The organism is Mycobacterium colombiense (assembly GCF_001672755.1).
GTDB lineage: Bacteria > Actinomycetota > Actinomycetes > Mycobacteriales > Mycobacteriaceae > Mycobacterium > Mycobacterium colombiense_C.
Window position 1 is genome coordinate 155965 of sequence record NZ_LZKI01000073.1, and the last position, 16390, is coordinate 172354.

The 16390-nt window shown below is 66.4% G+C and carries 17 protein-coding genes and 1 pseudogene; 6 read left to right on the plus strand and 12 right to left on the minus strand.

The window, feature by feature from the left end; genetic code table 11:
* Positions 1 to 21: 21 nt before the first annotated feature.
* The 4 genes from A5708_RS10495 to A5708_RS10510 all read right to left on the minus strand — a co-directional run bounded on the left by A5708_RS10495 (position 22) and on the right by A5708_RS10510 (position 3222).
* Positions 22 to 333: a hypothetical protein gene (locus A5708_RS10495; RefSeq protein ID WP_065028547.1), complete on the minus strand. Its 312-nt coding sequence runs from the start codon at positions 331 to 333 to the stop codon at positions 22 to 24.
* 63 nt (positions 334 to 396) lie between these two features.
* Positions 397 to 1455 carry a 4-hydroxy-2-oxovalerate aldolase gene (dmpG, locus tag A5708_RS10500; protein WP_065028548.1) on the minus strand — a complete coding sequence of 353 codons (1059 nt, stop codon included), beginning with the start codon at positions 1453 to 1455 and terminating at the stop codon, positions 397 to 399.
* The gene (locus A5708_RS10505; RefSeq protein ID WP_065028549.1) at positions 1452 to 2384 is read right to left on the minus strand and encodes an acetaldehyde dehydrogenase (acetylating); all 933 of its coding nucleotides are present in this window, start codon (positions 2382 to 2384) and stop codon (positions 1452 to 1454) included. The genes dmpG and A5708_RS10505 overlap by 4 nt, the downstream gene beginning before the upstream one ends.
* 52 nt (positions 2385 to 2436) lie before the next feature.
* Positions 2437 to 3222 (minus strand): 2-keto-4-pentenoate hydratase, encoded by a 786-nt coding sequence (locus A5708_RS10510; protein ID WP_065028550.1) that lies wholly within the window; start codon positions 3220 to 3222, stop codon positions 2437 to 2439.
* Between the two features lie 71 nt (positions 3223 to 3293).
* Between A5708_RS10510 and kstD the strand changes: the two genes are divergently transcribed.
* Together kstD and A5708_RS10520 are read left to right on the plus strand one after the other, a co-directional pair.
* Entirely contained in the window at positions 3294 to 4985 is a 1692-nt protein-coding gene (gene kstD / locus A5708_RS10515) for a 3-oxosteroid 1-dehydrogenase (RefSeq protein WP_065028620.1), read from the plus strand.
* 5 nt (positions 4986 to 4990) lie between these two features.
* The gene (locus A5708_RS10520) at positions 4991 to 5851 is read left to right on the plus strand and encodes a MaoC family dehydratase (protein ID WP_065028551.1); all 861 of its coding nucleotides are present in this window, start codon (positions 4991 to 4993) and stop codon (positions 5849 to 5851) included.
* A 65-nt stretch (positions 5852 to 5916) separates the two neighbouring features.
* Here the strand turns inward: A5708_RS10520 and A5708_RS10525 are convergent.
* The 7 genes and pseudogenes from A5708_RS10525 to A5708_RS10555 all read right to left on the minus strand — a co-directional run bounded on the left by A5708_RS10525 (position 5917) and on the right by A5708_RS10555 (position 12832).
* A pseudogene (locus A5708_RS10525) lies at positions 5917 to 6761 on the minus strand (endonuclease domain-containing protein).
* 126 nt (positions 6762 to 6887) lie between these two features.
* Complete coding sequence (locus tag A5708_RS10530) at positions 6888 to 8057, minus strand: lipid-transfer protein (RefSeq protein WP_064951988.1); 1170 nt, start codon at positions 8055 to 8057, stop codon at positions 6888 to 6890.
* Positions 8058 to 8459 carry a MaoC family dehydratase gene (locus A5708_RS10535; protein WP_065028552.1) on the minus strand — a complete coding sequence of 134 codons (402 nt, stop codon included), beginning with the start codon at positions 8457 to 8459 and terminating at the stop codon, positions 8058 to 8060. It lies immediately after the preceding gene.
* Complete coding sequence (locus A5708_RS10540; protein WP_065028553.1) at positions 8456 to 9418, minus strand: bifunctional MaoC family dehydratase N-terminal/OB-fold nucleic acid binding domain-containing protein; 963 nt, start codon at positions 9416 to 9418, stop codon at positions 8456 to 8458. The genes A5708_RS10535 and A5708_RS10540 overlap by 4 nt, the downstream gene beginning before the upstream one ends.
* Positions 9415 to 10578, minus strand: coding sequence for an acyl-CoA dehydrogenase FadE29 (fadE29, locus tag A5708_RS10545; RefSeq protein ID WP_065028554.1), 1164 nt, complete (start codon positions 10576 to 10578; stop codon positions 9415 to 9417). The genes A5708_RS10540 and fadE29 overlap by 4 nt, the downstream gene beginning before the upstream one ends.
* Positions 10569 to 11582 carry an acyl-CoA dehydrogenase family protein gene (locus A5708_RS10550; protein ID WP_065028555.1) on the minus strand — a complete coding sequence of 338 codons (1014 nt, stop codon included), beginning with the start codon at positions 11580 to 11582 and terminating at the stop codon, positions 10569 to 10571. Before A5708_RS10550 ends, fadE29 begins: the two co-directional genes overlap by 10 nt.
* Positions 11582 to 12832 carry a cytochrome P450 gene (locus tag A5708_RS10555; protein WP_065028556.1) on the minus strand — a complete coding sequence of 417 codons (1251 nt, stop codon included), beginning with the start codon at positions 12830 to 12832 and terminating at the stop codon, positions 11582 to 11584. Before A5708_RS10555 ends, A5708_RS10550 begins: the two co-directional genes overlap by 1 nt.
* Before the next feature lie 121 nt (positions 12833 to 12953).
* Between A5708_RS10555 and A5708_RS10560 the strand changes: the two genes are divergently transcribed.
* The 4 genes from A5708_RS10560 to A5708_RS10575 are packed head-to-tail and all read left to right on the plus strand — an operon-like array spanning position 12954 to position 15488.
* Positions 12954 to 14117, plus strand: coding sequence for a steroid 3-ketoacyl-CoA thiolase (locus A5708_RS10560; protein WP_065028557.1), 1164 nt, complete (start codon positions 12954 to 12956; stop codon positions 14115 to 14117).
* A gap of 19 nt (positions 14118 to 14136) precedes the next feature.
* The gene (locus tag A5708_RS10565; protein ID WP_196772600.1) at positions 14137 to 14544 is read left to right on the plus strand and encodes a hypothetical protein; all 408 of its coding nucleotides are present in this window, start codon (positions 14137 to 14139) and stop codon (positions 14542 to 14544) included.
* Positions 14545 to 14997, plus strand: coding sequence for a nitroreductase family deazaflavin-dependent oxidoreductase (locus tag A5708_RS10570; protein WP_065028559.1), 453 nt, complete (start codon positions 14545 to 14547; stop codon positions 14995 to 14997). It abuts the gene before it with no gap.
* Between the two features lie 38 nt (positions 14998 to 15035).
* Positions 15036 to 15488 carry a nitroreductase family deazaflavin-dependent oxidoreductase gene (locus A5708_RS10575; protein ID WP_065028560.1) on the plus strand — a complete coding sequence of 151 codons (453 nt, stop codon included), beginning with the start codon at positions 15036 to 15038 and terminating at the stop codon, positions 15486 to 15488.
* Here A5708_RS10575 and A5708_RS10580 read toward each other — a convergent pair.
* Entirely contained in the window at positions 15485 to 16390 is a 906-nt protein-coding gene (locus A5708_RS10580) for an SDR family oxidoreductase (RefSeq protein WP_065028561.1), read from the minus strand. The genes A5708_RS10575 and A5708_RS10580 overlap by 4 nt on opposite strands.

Below are 16390 nucleotides of genomic sequence, written 5' to 3' on the forward strand. Positions count from 1 at the left end.
TTCAAAGACGACGCCGACTCACTAGGGTGGGCAGGCGTGGGAAAGGTCGATCAGATGCTGGCGGACGTCGGGATGCCGGTTGAGGTAGTCGATGACGTTGCCGTTGCCGCCCTCAGCCTGCGACTTGGCCTGCAGTTGCTGGTGAAGGTCGGGATGCCGCTGCAGGTACGAGTCGATGGATGAACCGACGTCCTGATTGCACTGCGGGTCCGCACTGGCTATGCCCGCCACGGGTAGCGCGATCACCGTTGCGGCGGTAGCGGTCATTAACCCCCCGGCGAGCAGGCCGTACAGCCCACGGCGACGTGCGCCGACTGTCTTGGATGTGCTCATACGCGCCAGGATACCCGCGGCACCTTTGCGCAGCCTGTGTGCGCCGTCACCCAAAAGGGCGGGTCAGCGCGCGGGGGCGGCGCCGCTCTCCTGCTCGCGCTTGATCTCCAGCGCGATGTCGATGAGTTGGTCTTCCTGGCCGCCGATAAGTTTGCGCTGGCCCGCGCGGTGCAGCAGTTGGTGGGCCGGCACACCGTAGCGCTCGGACTGGCGGATTGCGTGCTTCAGGAAGCTCGAATACACGCCCGAGTACCCCATGATCAGCGCGTTGCGGTCGAGCAGACACTCGGCGGGCATGGCGGGGGCGACCACCTCTTCGGCGGCGTCGGCGATGTCGAAGAAGTCGATCCCGGTCTTCACGCCGATCTTGTCGAACACCCCGATCAGCGCTTCGACGGGGGCGTTGCCTGCGCCGGCGCCGAACCGGCGGCAGGAGCCGTCGATCTGCTTGGCGCCCGCCCGCACGGCCTCGACGCTGTTGGCGACGCCGAGCCCGAGGTTCTCGTGGCCGTGAAAGCCGACCTGGGCGTCGTCGCCGAGCTCGGCGACCAGAGCGGCGACCCGGTCACGCACGCCCTCGAGGACCAGGGCCCCGGCCGAATCGACCACGTAGACGCATTGGCAGCCCGCGTCGGCCATGATGCGGGCCTGCGCGGCCAGCTTCTCGGGCGAGATGGTGTGGCTCATCATCAGGAACCCGACGGTTTCCAGGCCGAGTTCGCGGGCCAGGCCGAAGTGCTGGATCGACACGTCGGCCTCGGTGCAGTGCGTGGCGATCCGGCAGATCGAGCCGCCGTTGTTCTGGGCCTCTTTGATGTCCTCCTTGGTGCCGACGCCGGGCAGCATCAAGAAGGCGATCTTGGCTTCTTTGGCCGTGTCGGCGGCCAGCTTGATCAGCTCCTGCTCAGGGGTCTTGGAGAACCCGTAATTGAAGCTCGAGCCGCCCAGGCCGTCGCCGTGGGTGACCTCGATGACGGGCACCCCCGCAGCGTCCAGGGCGGCCACGATGGCGCCGACCTCGTCCGTGGTGAACTGGTGGCGCTTGTGGTGGGAGCCGTCCCGCAACGACGTGTCGGTCATCCGGACGTCCCAGATCGGGTTGAAGAAGATATCGGTGGTCATGATTGCGCTCCTCCGGCCGTCGCGCTCAAGGACTCCTTGGCGATCTCCTCGCCGACCTTGGTCGCCGCGGCGGTCATGATGTCCAGGTTGCCCGCATAAGGCGGCAGGTAATCGCCGGCGCCCTCGACCTCAACGAACGTGGTGACCAGCGCCTGGCCGCCGGAGTTGATCGACGGGTCGTCGAACTGGGGCTCGTTGAGCAGCCGGTAACCCGGCACATAGGTCTGCACCTCGGCCACCACGTCGTGGATGGACTTGGCGATCGCGTCCCGGTCGGCGTCCTCCGGGATGGCGCAGAAGATGGTGTCGCGCATGATCATCGGCGGGTCCGCCGGATTCAAGATGATGATCGCCTTGCCGCGTTTGGCGCCGCCGATGGTCTCCACACCCCGGCTGGTGGTCTTGGTGAACTCGTCGATGTTGGCGCGGGTGCCGGGGCCGGCCGACAGCGAGGCGACCGAGGCGACGATCTCGGCATACGGCACGCCGCCGAGGTCGGCGACGGCGCGTGACACCGCGTAGACAATCGGGATGGTCGCCTGCCCGCCGCAGGTGATCATGTTGACGTTCGGCGCGTCCAGGTGCTGGCGCAGGTTGGCCGGCGGGATCACCGCGGGGCCCACCGCGGCCGGCGTCAGGTCGATGGCCCGGATCCCGGCGGCCTCGTACTTGGGGGCCGCATCGCGGTGCACGTAGGCGCTGGTCGCCTCGAACACCAGGTCGGGCTTCTCCGACTGGGCCAACAGCCAGTCCACCCCCTCGTGGGTGGTCTCCAGACCCAGCTTGCGGGCCCGGGCCAAGCCCTCGCTCTCCGGATCGATGCCCACCATCCAGCGCGGTTCCAGCCACTCCGATCGCAGCAGCTTGTAGAGCAGGTCAGTGCTGATGTTCCCCGACCCGACAATGGCCACAGTCGCCTTAGTCGGCATGATGCCCCTTTTCGAAGCGTTTGAGATTTAAGTTAGACGATTTAATTCGAGCTTATTCGAACGATAAACGCACGGAACCGAGGCCCGCGAAGTCGGCGACGAAGTTGTCGCCGGGGTGCGCGTCGATCGCCCGCGTGCACGATCCGGGCAGCACGACGTCGCCTTTGCGCAGGCGGACACCGAAGCCGTCCACCTTGCGGGCCAGCCAGGCCACCGCGGTGACCGGATTGCCCAGCACCGCGTCGGTACGGCCTTCCGCGACCACCTCGTCGTTGCAGCGCAACACGGCGTCGATCCCCTTGACGTCGATGTCATTAGGGGAAACGCGCGCCTCACCGAGCACGAAACCCGCCGACGACGCGTTGTCGGCGATGGTGTCGCACAGTTCGATCTTCCAGTCGGTGATCCGGGTGTCGATCAGCTCGATGGAGGGCACCAGTGCCTCGGTGGCGGCCAGCACGTCGTCCTCGGTGCAGCCGGCTCCAGGCAGGTCCGCGTTCAGGACGAACCCGACTTCGACCTCCACCCGGGGGTACAGGTAGCGGTTCGCCTTGACCGGGGTGTCTTCGAACAGCTGCATCTCGTCGAGCAGATGTCCGTAGTCCGGCTCGTCGACACCCATCATTTGCTGGATGGCCAACGACGACAGCCCCACCTTGTGGCCCAGCACCCGGGCCCCCTCCGCGACTCTCTGGCGGATGTTGATCAGCTGAATCTCGTAGGCGTCGACGACGTCGATGTCCGGATAGGCGGCGGTAAGCGGGGCGATCGGCTCGCCGCTCCGCTCGGCTTGCGCCAAGTCGGCAGCCAGCTCGTCGCGCGTGGCAACACTGAGCATTTTTCACGTCTCCTCGTACGGTCGACCGGGTCAGTAGCGGTCGCCCGGGGCAATTCTATAACGTGTTCTACATGTCAGCGCAGGAGTACGACGTCGTCGTGGTCGGGAGCGGCGGGGCCGGCATGGTCGCGGCCCTTACCGCCGCTCACCGGGGTCTTTCCACCATAGTCATCGAGAAGGCCCCACACTTCGGCGGTTCGACCGCACGCTCAGGCGGCGGCGTTTGGATCCCAAATAACGAAGTCCTCAAGCGTGACGGGGTCCGCGATACCGCCGAGGCCGCCCGCACCTATCTGCACGGGATCGTCGGCAACGTCGTCGAGCCGGAACGCATCGATACCTACCTCGAGCGCGGCCCCGAGATGCTGTCGTTCGTGCTGAAGCACACCCCGCTGAAGATGTGCTGGGTGCCCAAGTACTCCGACTACTACCCCGAGTCCCCGGGCGGGCGCGCGGAGGGGCGATCGATCGAGCCGAAGCCGTTCAACGCCCGCAAGCTCGGCGCCGACGAAGCCGGCCTGGAACCGGCCTACGGCAAGGTCCCGCTCAACGTCGTGGTGATGCAACAGGATTACGTGCGGCTGAACCAACTGAAGCGTCACCCGCGTGGCGTGCTGCGCAGTCTCAAGGTCGGGGCGCGCACCATGTGGGCCAAGGGGACAGGCAAGAACCTCGTCGGCATGGGCCGGGCATTGATCGGGCCGTTGCGAATCGGGTTGCAGCGGGCCGGGGTTCCGGTAGTGCTCAACACCGCGCTCACCGACCTCTACGTCGAAGACGGTGTGGTGCGCGGTGTCTACGTGCGCGGCGCCGGCGATGCCGAATCGGGTGAGCCCCAGCTGATCCGGGCCCGGCGCGGCGTGATCCTGGCGTCGGGTGGGTTCGAGCACAACGAACAGATGCGGGTGAAATACCAGCGCGCACCGATCACCACCGAGTGGACCGTCGGCGCGGTCGCCAATACCGGCGACGGGATATTGGCGGGCGAAAAGCTCGGCGCCGCACTGGACATCATGGAGGACGCCTGGTGGGGGCCGACCGTCCCGCTGGTGGGTGCACCGTGGTTCGCGTTGTCCGAGCGCAATTCGCCGGGGTCGATCATCGTCAACATGTCGGGCAAGCGGTTCATGAACGAGTCGATGCCCTACGTCGAAGCCTGCCATCACATGTACGGCGGCGAATACGGTCAGGGACCGGGCCCGGGCGAGAACATCCCCGCGTGGCTGGTGTTCGACCAGCAGTACCGGGACCGCTACATCTTCGCGGGATTGCAGCCTGGACAACGTATTCCGCGCAAGTGGCTGGAGTCCGGCGTCATCATCACCGCCGACACTCTGGCGGAGCTGGCGCAGAAGGCCGGCCTCCCGGTGAGTGAATTCACGGCGACCGTGGAACGTTTCAACGGCTTCGCCCGCTCCGGCATCGACGCAGACTTCCAGCGCGGCGAGAGCGCCTACGACAAGTACTACGGCGACCCGACCAACAAACCGAACCCCAACCTCGGCGAGATCAGTCACGCGCCGTACTACGCGGCCAAGATGGTGCCCGGCGACCTGGGCACCAAGGGCGGCATCCGCACCGACATCCACGGCCGGGCGCTGCGCGATGACGGCAGTATCATCGAAGGCCTCTACGCCGCGGGCAACGTCAGTGCTCCGGTGATGGGCCACACGTACCCCGGTCCGGGTGGCACCATCGGCCCGGCCATGACGTTCGGCTACCTGGCGGCGTTGCACATAGCCGGCGAAGCCGGGGAAAGGTAACCGCGATGCCCATCGACGTAGACGTCGCGCTGAATGCCGAGCTGGATCCCATCGAATTCTCTTGGGCCAGCAGCGATGTGCAGCTCTACCACCTGGGGCTGGGTGCCGGCGCCGATCCGATGGATCCGCGCGAGCTCCGCTACCTGATCGATGACACCCCGCAGGTGCTGCCGACGTTCGGCAACGTCGCCGCCACCTTCCATGTCACGAAGCCGCCGACCGTCAAGTTCCCCGGCATCGACATCGAGTTGAGCAAGGTGCTGCACGCCAGCGAGCGCGTCGAGGCGCCCGCTCCGCTGCCCCCGTCGGGGTCGGCCACGGCCGTCACCCGGTTCACGGACATCTGGGACAAGGGCAAGGCCGCGGTGATCTGGAGCGAGACGACGGTGACCGCGCCGGACGGCACGCTGCTGTGGACGCAGCGACGCTCCATCTTCGCCCGCGGCGAAGGCGGATTCGGCGGCGAGCGCGGGCCGTCGACGTCGGACGGCGCGCCCGACCGTGCCCCCGATCTCGAGGTCGACATGCCGATTCTGCCGCAGCAGGCGCTGCTCTACCGGTTGTGCGGCGACCGCAACCCGCTGCACTCCGATCCCGAATTCGCCGCTGCCGCAGGCTTTTCCCAGCCCATCCTGCACGGGCTGTGCACCTACGGCATGACCTGCAAGGCGATCACCGATGCACTGCTCGACGGCGATGCCGGAGCGGTGGCGGCCTACGGTGCCCGTTTCGCCGGGGTGGCTTTCCCCGGCGAAACGCTCAAGGTCGGCATCTGGAAGGACAACGGCCGCTTCCTGGCCAGCGTTGTCGCGCCCTCGCGCGACAACGCCGTCGTGCTGTCGGGCGTCGAACTGGTGCCCGCATAGGAGTTTCGGCGCTTCCTTTTTCGCCGAGCGCCCGGCTAGCCGGGCCCAAGCGTCCGAGCGCCCGTCTAGCCGGGGTTTCGTCCATCGCGCGCGGCGCGAACCCTGCGAACGATGTCGCCGGGCCGGTCACCAGTGACCACCCGAATGACGGTCCACCCCAACCGCTCAAGCATCTCTGAGCGTCGTATGTCCCAGGTGTATTGACGCCGACTGCTTCGATGCTGCTCGCCATCGTATTCGACAGCGACTTTGACGTCCCCCCACCCCATGTCGAGATAAGCGAAGGCGCTACCGAATTCGTCGACCACTGGAATCTGGGTCTGGGGCCGAGGCAAGCCCGCCTGGACCAAGACGAGCCGCAGCCATGTCTCCTTCGGAGACTGAGCACCCGCGTCGAACAGCCCCATCGCAACGCGTGCTCGCGCGATGCCTCGGCGCCCCGCGTACCTGCGGCCCAGCAGCTCAACGTCGGCCGGCTTGATTTCCGTCGCTGCGGCCAGCGCATCGATGGCCGCCACCGCAGTCATCGTCGGGTACCAGCAGCCGAGGTCGAGGGCCGTCCTGGCCGGCGATGTAGTCGCTATGCCACGGATCATTTCGATTTCGTCTGCCTCGACGAGGTCTCGATGCAGCTGTATTCCCGGCGCGCAATGGTGGTTGTCGTGGATCAGCTCTACGGCTCTTGCCTTGTCAACCCATTTGCTTCCGTGCAGCGCGGCGGCCGAGAACCCGCCACAATTCCCTGGCAGCCGGTCCACAACCACCCGGCTTTGGCGCGCACCGCGGCCGTCAGCTCAGCGTCTCGATCAATGTAGACGCCTCGAAACAGCCGGATATAGCGCGTTTCCAGCTGACTTTTGGTCAGCAGACCGCGTGCAATGGCTTCGCTCCCGACAAATGGCTCGCCCATCGCCGCAGCGTCGCATGCCATATCATCGGCGTCACTTCAGCCGACGAGCGCCCAGCTAGCCGGGCGTTGAGGCGCGAGTGCCCCGCTGGCCGGGCACTCGGCCCAACCGAGAGGGGCAGCCGGGGCTTAGCCCAGGATCAGGCCGGAGGTGGGCACACCGGTTCCCGCGGTGACGAGGACGTGCTCGACGTCGGGAACGGGGTTGACCGAAGTGCCCCGCAGTTGCCGCACGCCCTCGGCGATGCCGTTCATGCCGTGGATGTAGGCCTCGCCGAGCTGGCCACCGTGGGTGTTGATCGGCAGCCGCCCACCGATCTCGATGGCGCCGTCGGCGATGAAGTCCTTGGCCTCGCCCTTGCCGCAGAATCCCAACTCTTCCAACTGAATCAGGGTGAACGGCGTGAAGTGGTCGTACAGGATCGCGGTCTGGATGTCGGTCGGCTTCAACCCCGACTGCCCCCAGAGCTGCTGGCCCACCACACCCATCTCGGGCAGGCCGAGCTCGGGCCGGTAGTAGCTGACCATCGTGTACTGGTCGGGGCTGGAACCCTGGGCCGCCGCCTCGATGATGGCCGGTCGCTGCTTGAGATCCTTCGCGCGCTCCGGCGACGTCACGACGATCGCCACCGCGCCGTCGGTCTCCTGGCAGCAATCCAGCAGTCGCAGCGGCTCGGCGATCCACCGTGAATTTTGGTGGTCCTCAATGGTTATCGGCTTTTCGTAGAAGTACGCCTTCGGGTTCTTGGCCGCATGCTTACGATCGGCCACCGAAATCGCACCGAAGTCCCGACTGGTCGCGCCGGACAGATGCATGTAGCGCTGCGCGATCATGGCGACCTGCGCGGCCGGCGTCGAGAGCCCGTGCGGGTAGGAGAAAGAGTTGTCCGCCGCCGTCGAATCCGCCTGCACACCGGCGTTTCCCACCAGCCGGGTCTGCACCTGACCGAACCGCATGCCCGAGCGCTCGTTGAAAGCCCGGTACGCGACGACGACGTCGGCCACCCCGGTGGCCACGGCGATCGCCGCCTGCTGGACGGTCGCGCACGCGGCGCCGCCGCCATACCCGATCTGCGAGAAGAACTTCAGGTCACCGATACCGGCCGCACGCGCCACCGCGGTCTCGTTGTTGGTGTCCATCGTGAACGTGGTCAGCCCGTCGACGTCCGAGGGGCTCAACCCCGCGTCGTCCAGCGCATCCAGGACCGCCTCGGCCGCCAGCCGCAGCTCGCTGCGGCCGGAGTCCTTGGAGAAGTCGGTGGCGCCGATGCCGACGATCGCAGCCTTACCCGACAACATCTACGAACCCCCGATCGTGAGCGTCACGTTCGCGATGACGTGATCGCCAAGGCTGTTGCGGCCGAACACCTTCAGCGTGATCAGACCGTCGTCGATGGCGGTCACCTCACCGGAGAAGGTGACGGTGTCGTAGGCGTACCATGGCACGCCGAGCCGCAGCCCGATCGATTTGATCCGCGCCGTCGGACCCGCCCAGTCGGTGACGTAGCGCTGCACCAGGCCGGTGTCGGCGAGGATGTTGACGAAGATATCCTTGGAGCCCTTGGCCTGGGCCAGGTCCCGGTCATGGTGCACATCCTGAAAGTCCCTGGTGGCCAGGGCCGTTGAGATGATGAATGTCGGCGTACCGTGCAGCTTGAGTTCGGGCAGCGTGGTGCCCACTTCGGTAACGGGTGCGCTCATGCTTGATCTCCCAAGGGCTCCCAGGCGTAGAGGCTCCATTCCGGGCCGGACTCACCGGCCGGGAAGTCGATATAGGTTGCGCGGACCGGCATTCCGATCTTGATCTCGGCGTGGTCGACGTTGCGTAGTTCGCCGAGCATCCGAACGCCCTCTTCCAGTTCGATCAGTGCGATCACGAACGGCAGGGTGCGACCGGGCACCTTCGGCGCGTGGTGCACCACGAAGCTGAAGACCGTGCCGCGGCCGCTGGCCACCGCGTAGTCGATGGGCTCGGCCTTGTCCTGCCACACCGCCGGCACCGGTGGGTGCTGCAGCGTGCCGTCGGCGAGGCGCTGGATGCGCAGTTCGTGCGCTTTGACGCCCTCCCAGAAGAAGGCGGTGTCGCGCGACACCGCGGGACGCATCATGGCGTCGGCGTCCAGGTCCTGTGGGACGGATCCGGTGGCGCCGGAATCCTCGCGTGGTCTGAACTTCAGTATGCGCCAGGCCATTTCGGCGACATCCTCGTCGCCGACCCGCCAGGTGATGTGCTGATTGATGAACCAACCCTCGCCGAGGCCGGTCTGCTTGGGGCCGACCACGTCGCGCATCTCGGAGTGGACGGTGACCTGCTCACCCGGACGCAGATACCGGTGATAGGTCTGCTCGCAGTTGGTCGCGACCACACCGATGTAGCCGGCGTCGTCGAACAGCTGCATGATCGGGCCCATGGGGTCGTCGGTCGGGCGTTCGCCACCCAGTCCGAACATGGTCCACACCTGAATCATGGCCGGCGGTGCGACGATTCCGGGATGACCGGCGGCCTTGGCGGCGGCCTCGTCGACGTAGATCGGGTTGGCATCGCCGAGCGCCTCGACCCAGTTGTTGATCGTCGGCTGGTTCACCGGATCCCGGGCGTCGCGCGGTTTAGCGACGACGGTGGCGGTGATTTCCGCTACCGCTTCTTTGATATCGGTCATCGAGGCACCCTCGGCACTTTGAGGCCGGACGCGGCGATCATCTCGCGCATCACTTCGTTCACGCCCCCGCCGAAGGTGATGACCAGGTTGCGCTTGGTCTGGGAGTCCAGCCAGTTGAGCAGGTCGGCGGTGTCCGAATCGGCGGGGTTGCCGTACTTGCCGACGATTTCCTCGGCGAGCCGGCCGATGTACTGGATGCGCTCGGTGCCAAAGACTTTCGTCGACGCTGCGTCGGCCACGTTGATGTCCTCGCCCGCCGCGGCCACCTGCCAGTTGAGCAGCTCGTTGATCCGCCACATCGCGTGGATCTCGCCGAGCGCCCGCTTGACATCCTGGTGGTCGATCGGCGTGACGCCGTCGCTGCCCGGCTTGGACGCCCAGGCGTGCACCCGGTCGTAGATGCCGGCGGTGCGGCCCGCGGGGCCCAGCATGACCCGCTCGTTGTTGAGCTGGGTGGTGATCAGCCGCCATCCGCCGTTCTCCTCGCCGACCAACATGTCCGCGGGCACCCGTACGTCGTTGTAGTAGGTGGCGTTGGTGTGGTGGGCGCCGTCGGACAGGATGATCGGCGTCCAGGAGTAACCGGGATCCTTGGTGTCGACGATCAGGATCGAAATGCCCTTGTGCTTCACGGCTCCCGGGTCGGTGCGGCAGGCCAGCCAGATGTAATCCGCGTCGTGGGCGCCGGTGGTGAAGATCTTCTGCCCGTTGACGATGTACTCGTCGCCCTGGCGCACGGCGGTGGTCCGCAGGGAGGCCAGGTCGGTGCCCGCCTCGGGCTCGGTGTAGCCGATCGCGAAGTGAACCTCGCCCGCCAGGATGGCCGGCAGGAACTTCTTCTTCTGCTCATCGCTGCCGAACTGCTGCAGAACCGGGCCGACCGTCTGTAGCGTCACCGCCGGCAGCGGCACGTCGGCCCGATGCGCCTCGTTGACGAAGATCGACTGCTCGATCGGACCGAAGCCCAAGCCGCCGAACTCCTTTGGCCATCCGACGCCGAGTTTGCCATCGCGACCCATCCGCCGGATCACCGCGCGGTAGGCCTCGTTGTGGCGGTCCTGCTCCATCGCCTTCATCTCGTCGGACGAGATCAGGTTCGAAAAGTATTCCCGCAGTTCCGCTTGCAGCTGGCGCTGCTCCGGAGTCAGGTCTATGAACATTGCGCTCCCACCAGATCGAGACGATGAGAAGGACCGCCCAGCAACCGGGACAGGTCCTTGATCGTGGAGTAGTACCGGTGCATCGGATAGGTGATGTCCATTCCCATCCCGCCGTGCAGGTGATGGCAGATCTGCATGACCGGCGGTGCCTGAGAGGTGATCCAGTAGCCGAGGACATCCAGGTCGTCGTCGGCGTCCCGGCCCTCCGACAGCCGCCAGGCAACGGACTTCGCCACCAAATCGATGGTCCGCGAGGCGATGTAGACCTCGGCGAGCTGGGCGGCCACGGTTTGGAACGTCGACAGCGGCTTGCCGAACTGCTTGCGGTTGGCCACGTAATCGGCGGTCAGGCGCAGCGCGCCGGCCACCAGTCCGTCGGCGTAGGCGCCGATCGCCGCCAGCACCAACTGATTGACCCGGGAAGCCGTCGCGCCCGCCAGAACGTCGGAGTCGTCGACCGCGACGTCGGCGAACGTGACCGTGTACTCCTCGGAGTCGTTCGAGGCCGGGGTTTGAACCACCTCGACCCCGTTGGCCTTCGCCGACACCACGACCACCGCGCTGTCGGCGGTGACGAGGATCCAATCCGCTTGTCCGGCATAGCCGACGCCGACCTTGGTGCCCGACAACCGTCCGCCTGCGAACGTGGTCGAGGGCCGGTCCGGCAGCGCGTTACCCGGCTCGTTGAGGGCGGCGGTCAGGACCGCGCCCTTGGCGACGCTGGCCAAAAACCGGTCCTGCTGTTCGTCGGAGGCCAGATCGAGCAGCGGCAGCACGCCGAAACCCAGGGTGGCCAGCGCCGGCGTGATGGCGCCGTGGCGGCCGATCTCGGTAAGCACGGTGGCGACCTCGGGCAGACCCACGCCGTCGCCACCGAGACGCTCGGGCACCGGAAGCGCCGTCACGCCCCCGCTGACCAAAGCGTCCCAGCTCAATTCGCGCTCGGACACCGACGTCACCACATCGGCGACGGCCTGTTGCGTCGCGGTGAGATCGAAGTCCATCAGGACGTCACCGCGGCCTTGCCGGCGTAGTCGACCTGCCAATGCTTGATGCCGTTGAGCCAGCCCGACCGCAACCGCTCGGGCTCGCCGATCGGCTTGAGATCGGGCATGTGATCGGCGACCGCGTTGAAGATCAGGTTGATCGTCATGCGGGCCAGGTTGGCACCGATGCAGTAGTGGGCTCCGGTGCCGCCGAATCCGACGTGCGGGTTCGGGTCGCGCAGGATGTTGAAGCTGTGCGGGTCCTCGAAGACCTCTTCGTCGAAGTTGGCCGACCGGTACGACATCACCACCCGCTGGCCCTTCTTGATCTGCACGCCGCCCAACTCGGTGTCCTCGTTGGCGGTGCGCTGGAAGGCCGAAACCGGTGTGGCCCAACGGATGATCTCGTCGGCCGCAGTCGCCGGGCGCTCCTTCTTGAAGAGCTCCCATTGATCGGGGTTGTTCGCCATCGCGATCATGCCGTGGGTGATCGAGTTTCGCGTCGTCTCGTTGCCCGCCACGGCCAGCATCACCACGAAGAAGCCGAATTCGTCGTCGGACAGCTTCTCGCCGTCGATGTCGGCCTGGATGAGCGTGGTGACGATGTCGTCGGTGGGGTTCTGGTTGCGCTCCGCAGCCATCGCCATCGCGTACATGATCAGTTCCATCGACGACTGCGCCGGGTCGACGGTGGCGTACTCGGGGTCGGTGCCACCGGTCATCTCGTTGGACCAGCGGAAGAGCTTGTCGCGATCCTCCTGCGGAACGCCCAGCAGGCCCGCGATGGCCTGCAGGGGCAGCTCGCACGACACCTGTTCGACGAAGTCACCGCTGCCTTCTTTCGCGGCGGTCTCGGCGATGTTCTGAGCGCGCTGGGCCAGCTCGGCCTCCAGCCGTCCGATGGCCCGCGGCGTGAACCCGCGGGAGATGATCTTGCGCAGCCGGGTGTGGTGCGGCGCGTCCATGTTGAGCATGACGCTGCGCTGCAGCTCGACCTGCTCGCGCTTCATCTCCGGTGGCCAGGTGGGGATGGCGCCGTTCATCCAGCTGGAGAAGATGTCGCTGCGCTTCGACACCTCCTTGACGTCGGCATGCTTGGTGACGATCCAATATCCGTGGTCCTCGAACCCGCCCGCGCCGTTCGGGATGTCAACCCAGTGGATCGGCTCTGCCTTACGCAGCTGGGCAAGTTCCTCGACGGGCAACCCGGCGAGGTTGACGTCGGGGTCAAGAAAGTCGAAGTCGGCGGGAATGTTGGGGGGTGCCATGCGTATGCGCTCCTCAATTGCAACGTGTTCTAGTGCCAGTAAAACACGCCTCCTGCGCAGATAAAAGGCAGGTCACCATCCTCGCTTGTCAGAGTAATGAAACGTGTTCTAGCCTGACGGAATGGGTAACCCTGTCATCGTTGAAGCCACTCGTAGCCCCATCGGCAAGCGGAACGGATGGCTGTCCGGTTTGCACGCCACCGAGCTGTTGGGTGCGGTCCAGAAGGCGCTGGTCGAGAAGGCCGGCATCGACGCCGGCGACGTCGAACAGGTCATCGGCGGCTGCGTGACACAGTACGGCGAGCAGTCCAACAACATCACCCGGGTCAGCTGGCTGGTGGCCGGGCTGCCGGAGCACGTCGGCGCCATGACCGTGGACTGCCAGTGCGGCAGCGGCCAGCAGGCCAACGGCCTGGTCGCCGGCCTGATCGCGGCGGGCGCGATCGACATCGGCATCGCGTGCGGCATCGAGGCCATGAGCCGGGTCGGACTCGGCGCGAACGCCGGTCCGGACCGCAGCATTCTGCGGCCCGCATCGTGGGACATCGACCTGCCCGACCAATTCACCGCGGCCGAGCGGATCGCCAAGCGGCGCGGCATCACCCGTGAGGACATCGACGAGTTCGGCCTGGCGTCCCAGACCAAGGCCAAGCAGGCGTGGGAGGAAGGCCGCTTCGACCGCGAGATCTCCCCGATCGAGGCCCCGGCGCTCGACGAGAACAAGCAACCGACGTCCGAGCGCGTCACCATCAGCCGCGACCAGGGCCTGCGCGACACCACGCTGTCGGGCCTGAGCTCGCTGAAGCCGGTGCTCGAGGGCGGAATCCACACGGCGGGAACGTCGTCGCAGATCTCCGACGGCGCGGCGGCCGTGCTGTGGATGGACGAGGACAAGGCCAAGGCGCTGGGCCTGCGGCCGCGGGCCCGCATCGTCAGCCAGGCGCTGGTCGGGGCCGAGCCGTACTACCACCTGGACGGCCCGGTGCAGTCGACGGCGAAGGTGCTGGAGAAGGCCGGGATGAAGATGGGCGACATCGACATCACCGAGATCAACGAGGCATTCGCTTCCGTGGTGCTGTCGTGGGCACGGGTGCACGACCCGGACATGGCCAAGGTCAACGTCAACGGCGGGGCCATCGCGCTGGGCCACCCGGTCGGCAGCACCGGAAGCCGGCTGATCACCACCGCGCTGCACGAGCTGGAACGCAGCGACCAGACCACCGCGCTGATCACCATGTGTGCGGGCGGCGCCCTGTCGACCGGCACCATCATCGAGCGCATCTAGCGCTCGGTCGTTTCATTATCTGGTGAGCGTCTCCGACGATAGCCGCATCGCCGCGGCGCAGGCCTACATCGACGCATTGGTCAACCATGACGGTGACGCGGTTCCGTTCGCGCGCGGGTGCACCCGCATCGAGCAGGGAATCAAGAACGGCTTCTCCGGAAATCATCTGCGGCGCAGCCTCAATCGCGGGCTTCAATATCGGTTGCTCGCGGACACGACGCCGCCGGACTACCGCATCGAGGGCGACCGGGTGCACGCGTCGTACCAGGTGCTGACCAAAGCCGCGTTCGGCGGTAGGCGGCTCGCCGCGCACGTCGACGAAACCTTCGTGATTCCGGCCGAAAGCGCAAGCGGGAAAGCCGAAATCCATCACATCAAGGTTCGCTTCCAACCCTTTGTCCAGCGTCAGGGACGTCAAGGAGCTTAAATGCCGAAACCGAAGCCACGTTCACTCAATGCGCCCTGGGTCGGCTTGATCATCAAGTGGATGGCCAAGGGCAACACCTGGATCTACAAGCGCAGCAACGGAAGGCTCGGCAACACCTTCCAGAAGGCTCCGGTCGCGCTGCTCACTACCACCGGCCGCAAGAGCGGTGAACCGCGGGTCAGCCCGCTGCTCTACCTACGCGAGGGAAACCGGGTGATCCTGGTCGCTTCCAAGGGCGGCAGCGACAAACACCCGCAGTGGTACCTCAACCTCAAGGCGAATCCCAAAGTGTCCGTGCAGATCAAGGACGAGGTCCTGCAGCTGCAGGCGCGCGATGCCACCGAGGCGGAACGCGCCGAATACTGGCCGAAGCTGGACGCCATGTATCCGTCGTTCGACGACTACCGGGCCTGGACCGATCGGGTCATCCCGGTCATCATCTGCGACCCCTGAGTTTCCATTTCGCCCAGCCGGGGAATCACCTCGGCACCATGTCCGACCGCCGCTGGATTCGCAACTCGCGGCCGATTGCGCTGCTGCTCAAGTATTTCGCGCGCGCCCATATCTGGGTGTACCGACGAACCAACGGGAGGGTCGGCGCCAAGCTGCTGTGGTTCCCGGCGGCCTTGCTGACCACCACCGGACGCAAGTCGGACGAGCCGCGGACCACCGCGACGCTCTACCTGCGCGACGGGGAGCGGGTGATCCTGCCCGCGTCCTTCGGTGGGCGCGACGAGGATCCGCTGTGGTATCTCAACCTCAAAGAGAATCCCGACGTGCAGGTGCAGATCCGCGCCCGGCGGCTGGACCTGGTCGCCCGCGACGCCACCGACGCTGAGCGGGAACGGTATTGGCCGCGACTGATGCGGATTTACCCGCCCTACCGCAAGTACCGCGAGGCGGCCGACCGGGTCATCCCGCTGGTGGTGTGCGAGCCTCGTTAGGCGCCGTACACCGGCACCGGCCGGCGCGCCTTGGCGAGCAGGTCGGCGACCACGCGCCCCAGTTCCGCGGGGTCCCACTTCGCGCCCTTGTCGATCTCCGGCCCGTGCGCCCAGCCCTCGGCGACCCGGATCTTGCCGCCCTCGACCTCGAACACCTTTCCGGTGACATCGCGCGCCTCGGCGCTGCCCAGCCAAACCACCAGCGGTGAAATGTTTTCCGGAGCCATGGCGTCGAAGTCCTGGTCCTGCGTCGCCATCATCTCGGCGAACACGGTTTCGGTCATGCGGGTGCGGGCCGACGGTGCGATCGCGTTGACGGTGACGCCGTAGCGCCCCATTTCGGCGGCGGCGACCAACGTCATGGCCGCGATGCCGGCCTTGGCGGCGCTGTAGTTGCCCTGTCCGACGCTGCCCTGCAGCCCGGCACCGGAACTGGTGTTGATGATCCGGGCGTCAACGGTTTTGCCCTCCTTGGACAGGCCCCGCCAGTATGACGCGGCGTGGCGCATCGTGGCGAAGTGTCCCTTGAGGTGCACGGCGATGACGGCGTCGAATTCCTCTTCGCTGGTGTTGGCCATCATCCGGTCGCGCACGATGCCGGCGTTGTTCACCAAAACGTCCAGGCCGCCGAAGTTTTCGACGGCGGTTTGGATCAGGCTCGCCGCCTGGTCCCAATCCGCGATGTTGGACCCGTCGGCGATGGCTTCACCACCGGCGGCGACGATTTCGTCGACGACGCTCTGGGCGGCGCTGCCACCGCCGGCCGGCGAACCGTCCAGGCCCACTCCGATGTCGTTGACCACCACACGCGCACCTTCTTCGGCGAAGGCCAGCGCATGCGCGCGACCGATACCGCCGCCCGCTCCGGTGACGATGACGACGCGGCCGTCAACCACTCCCAT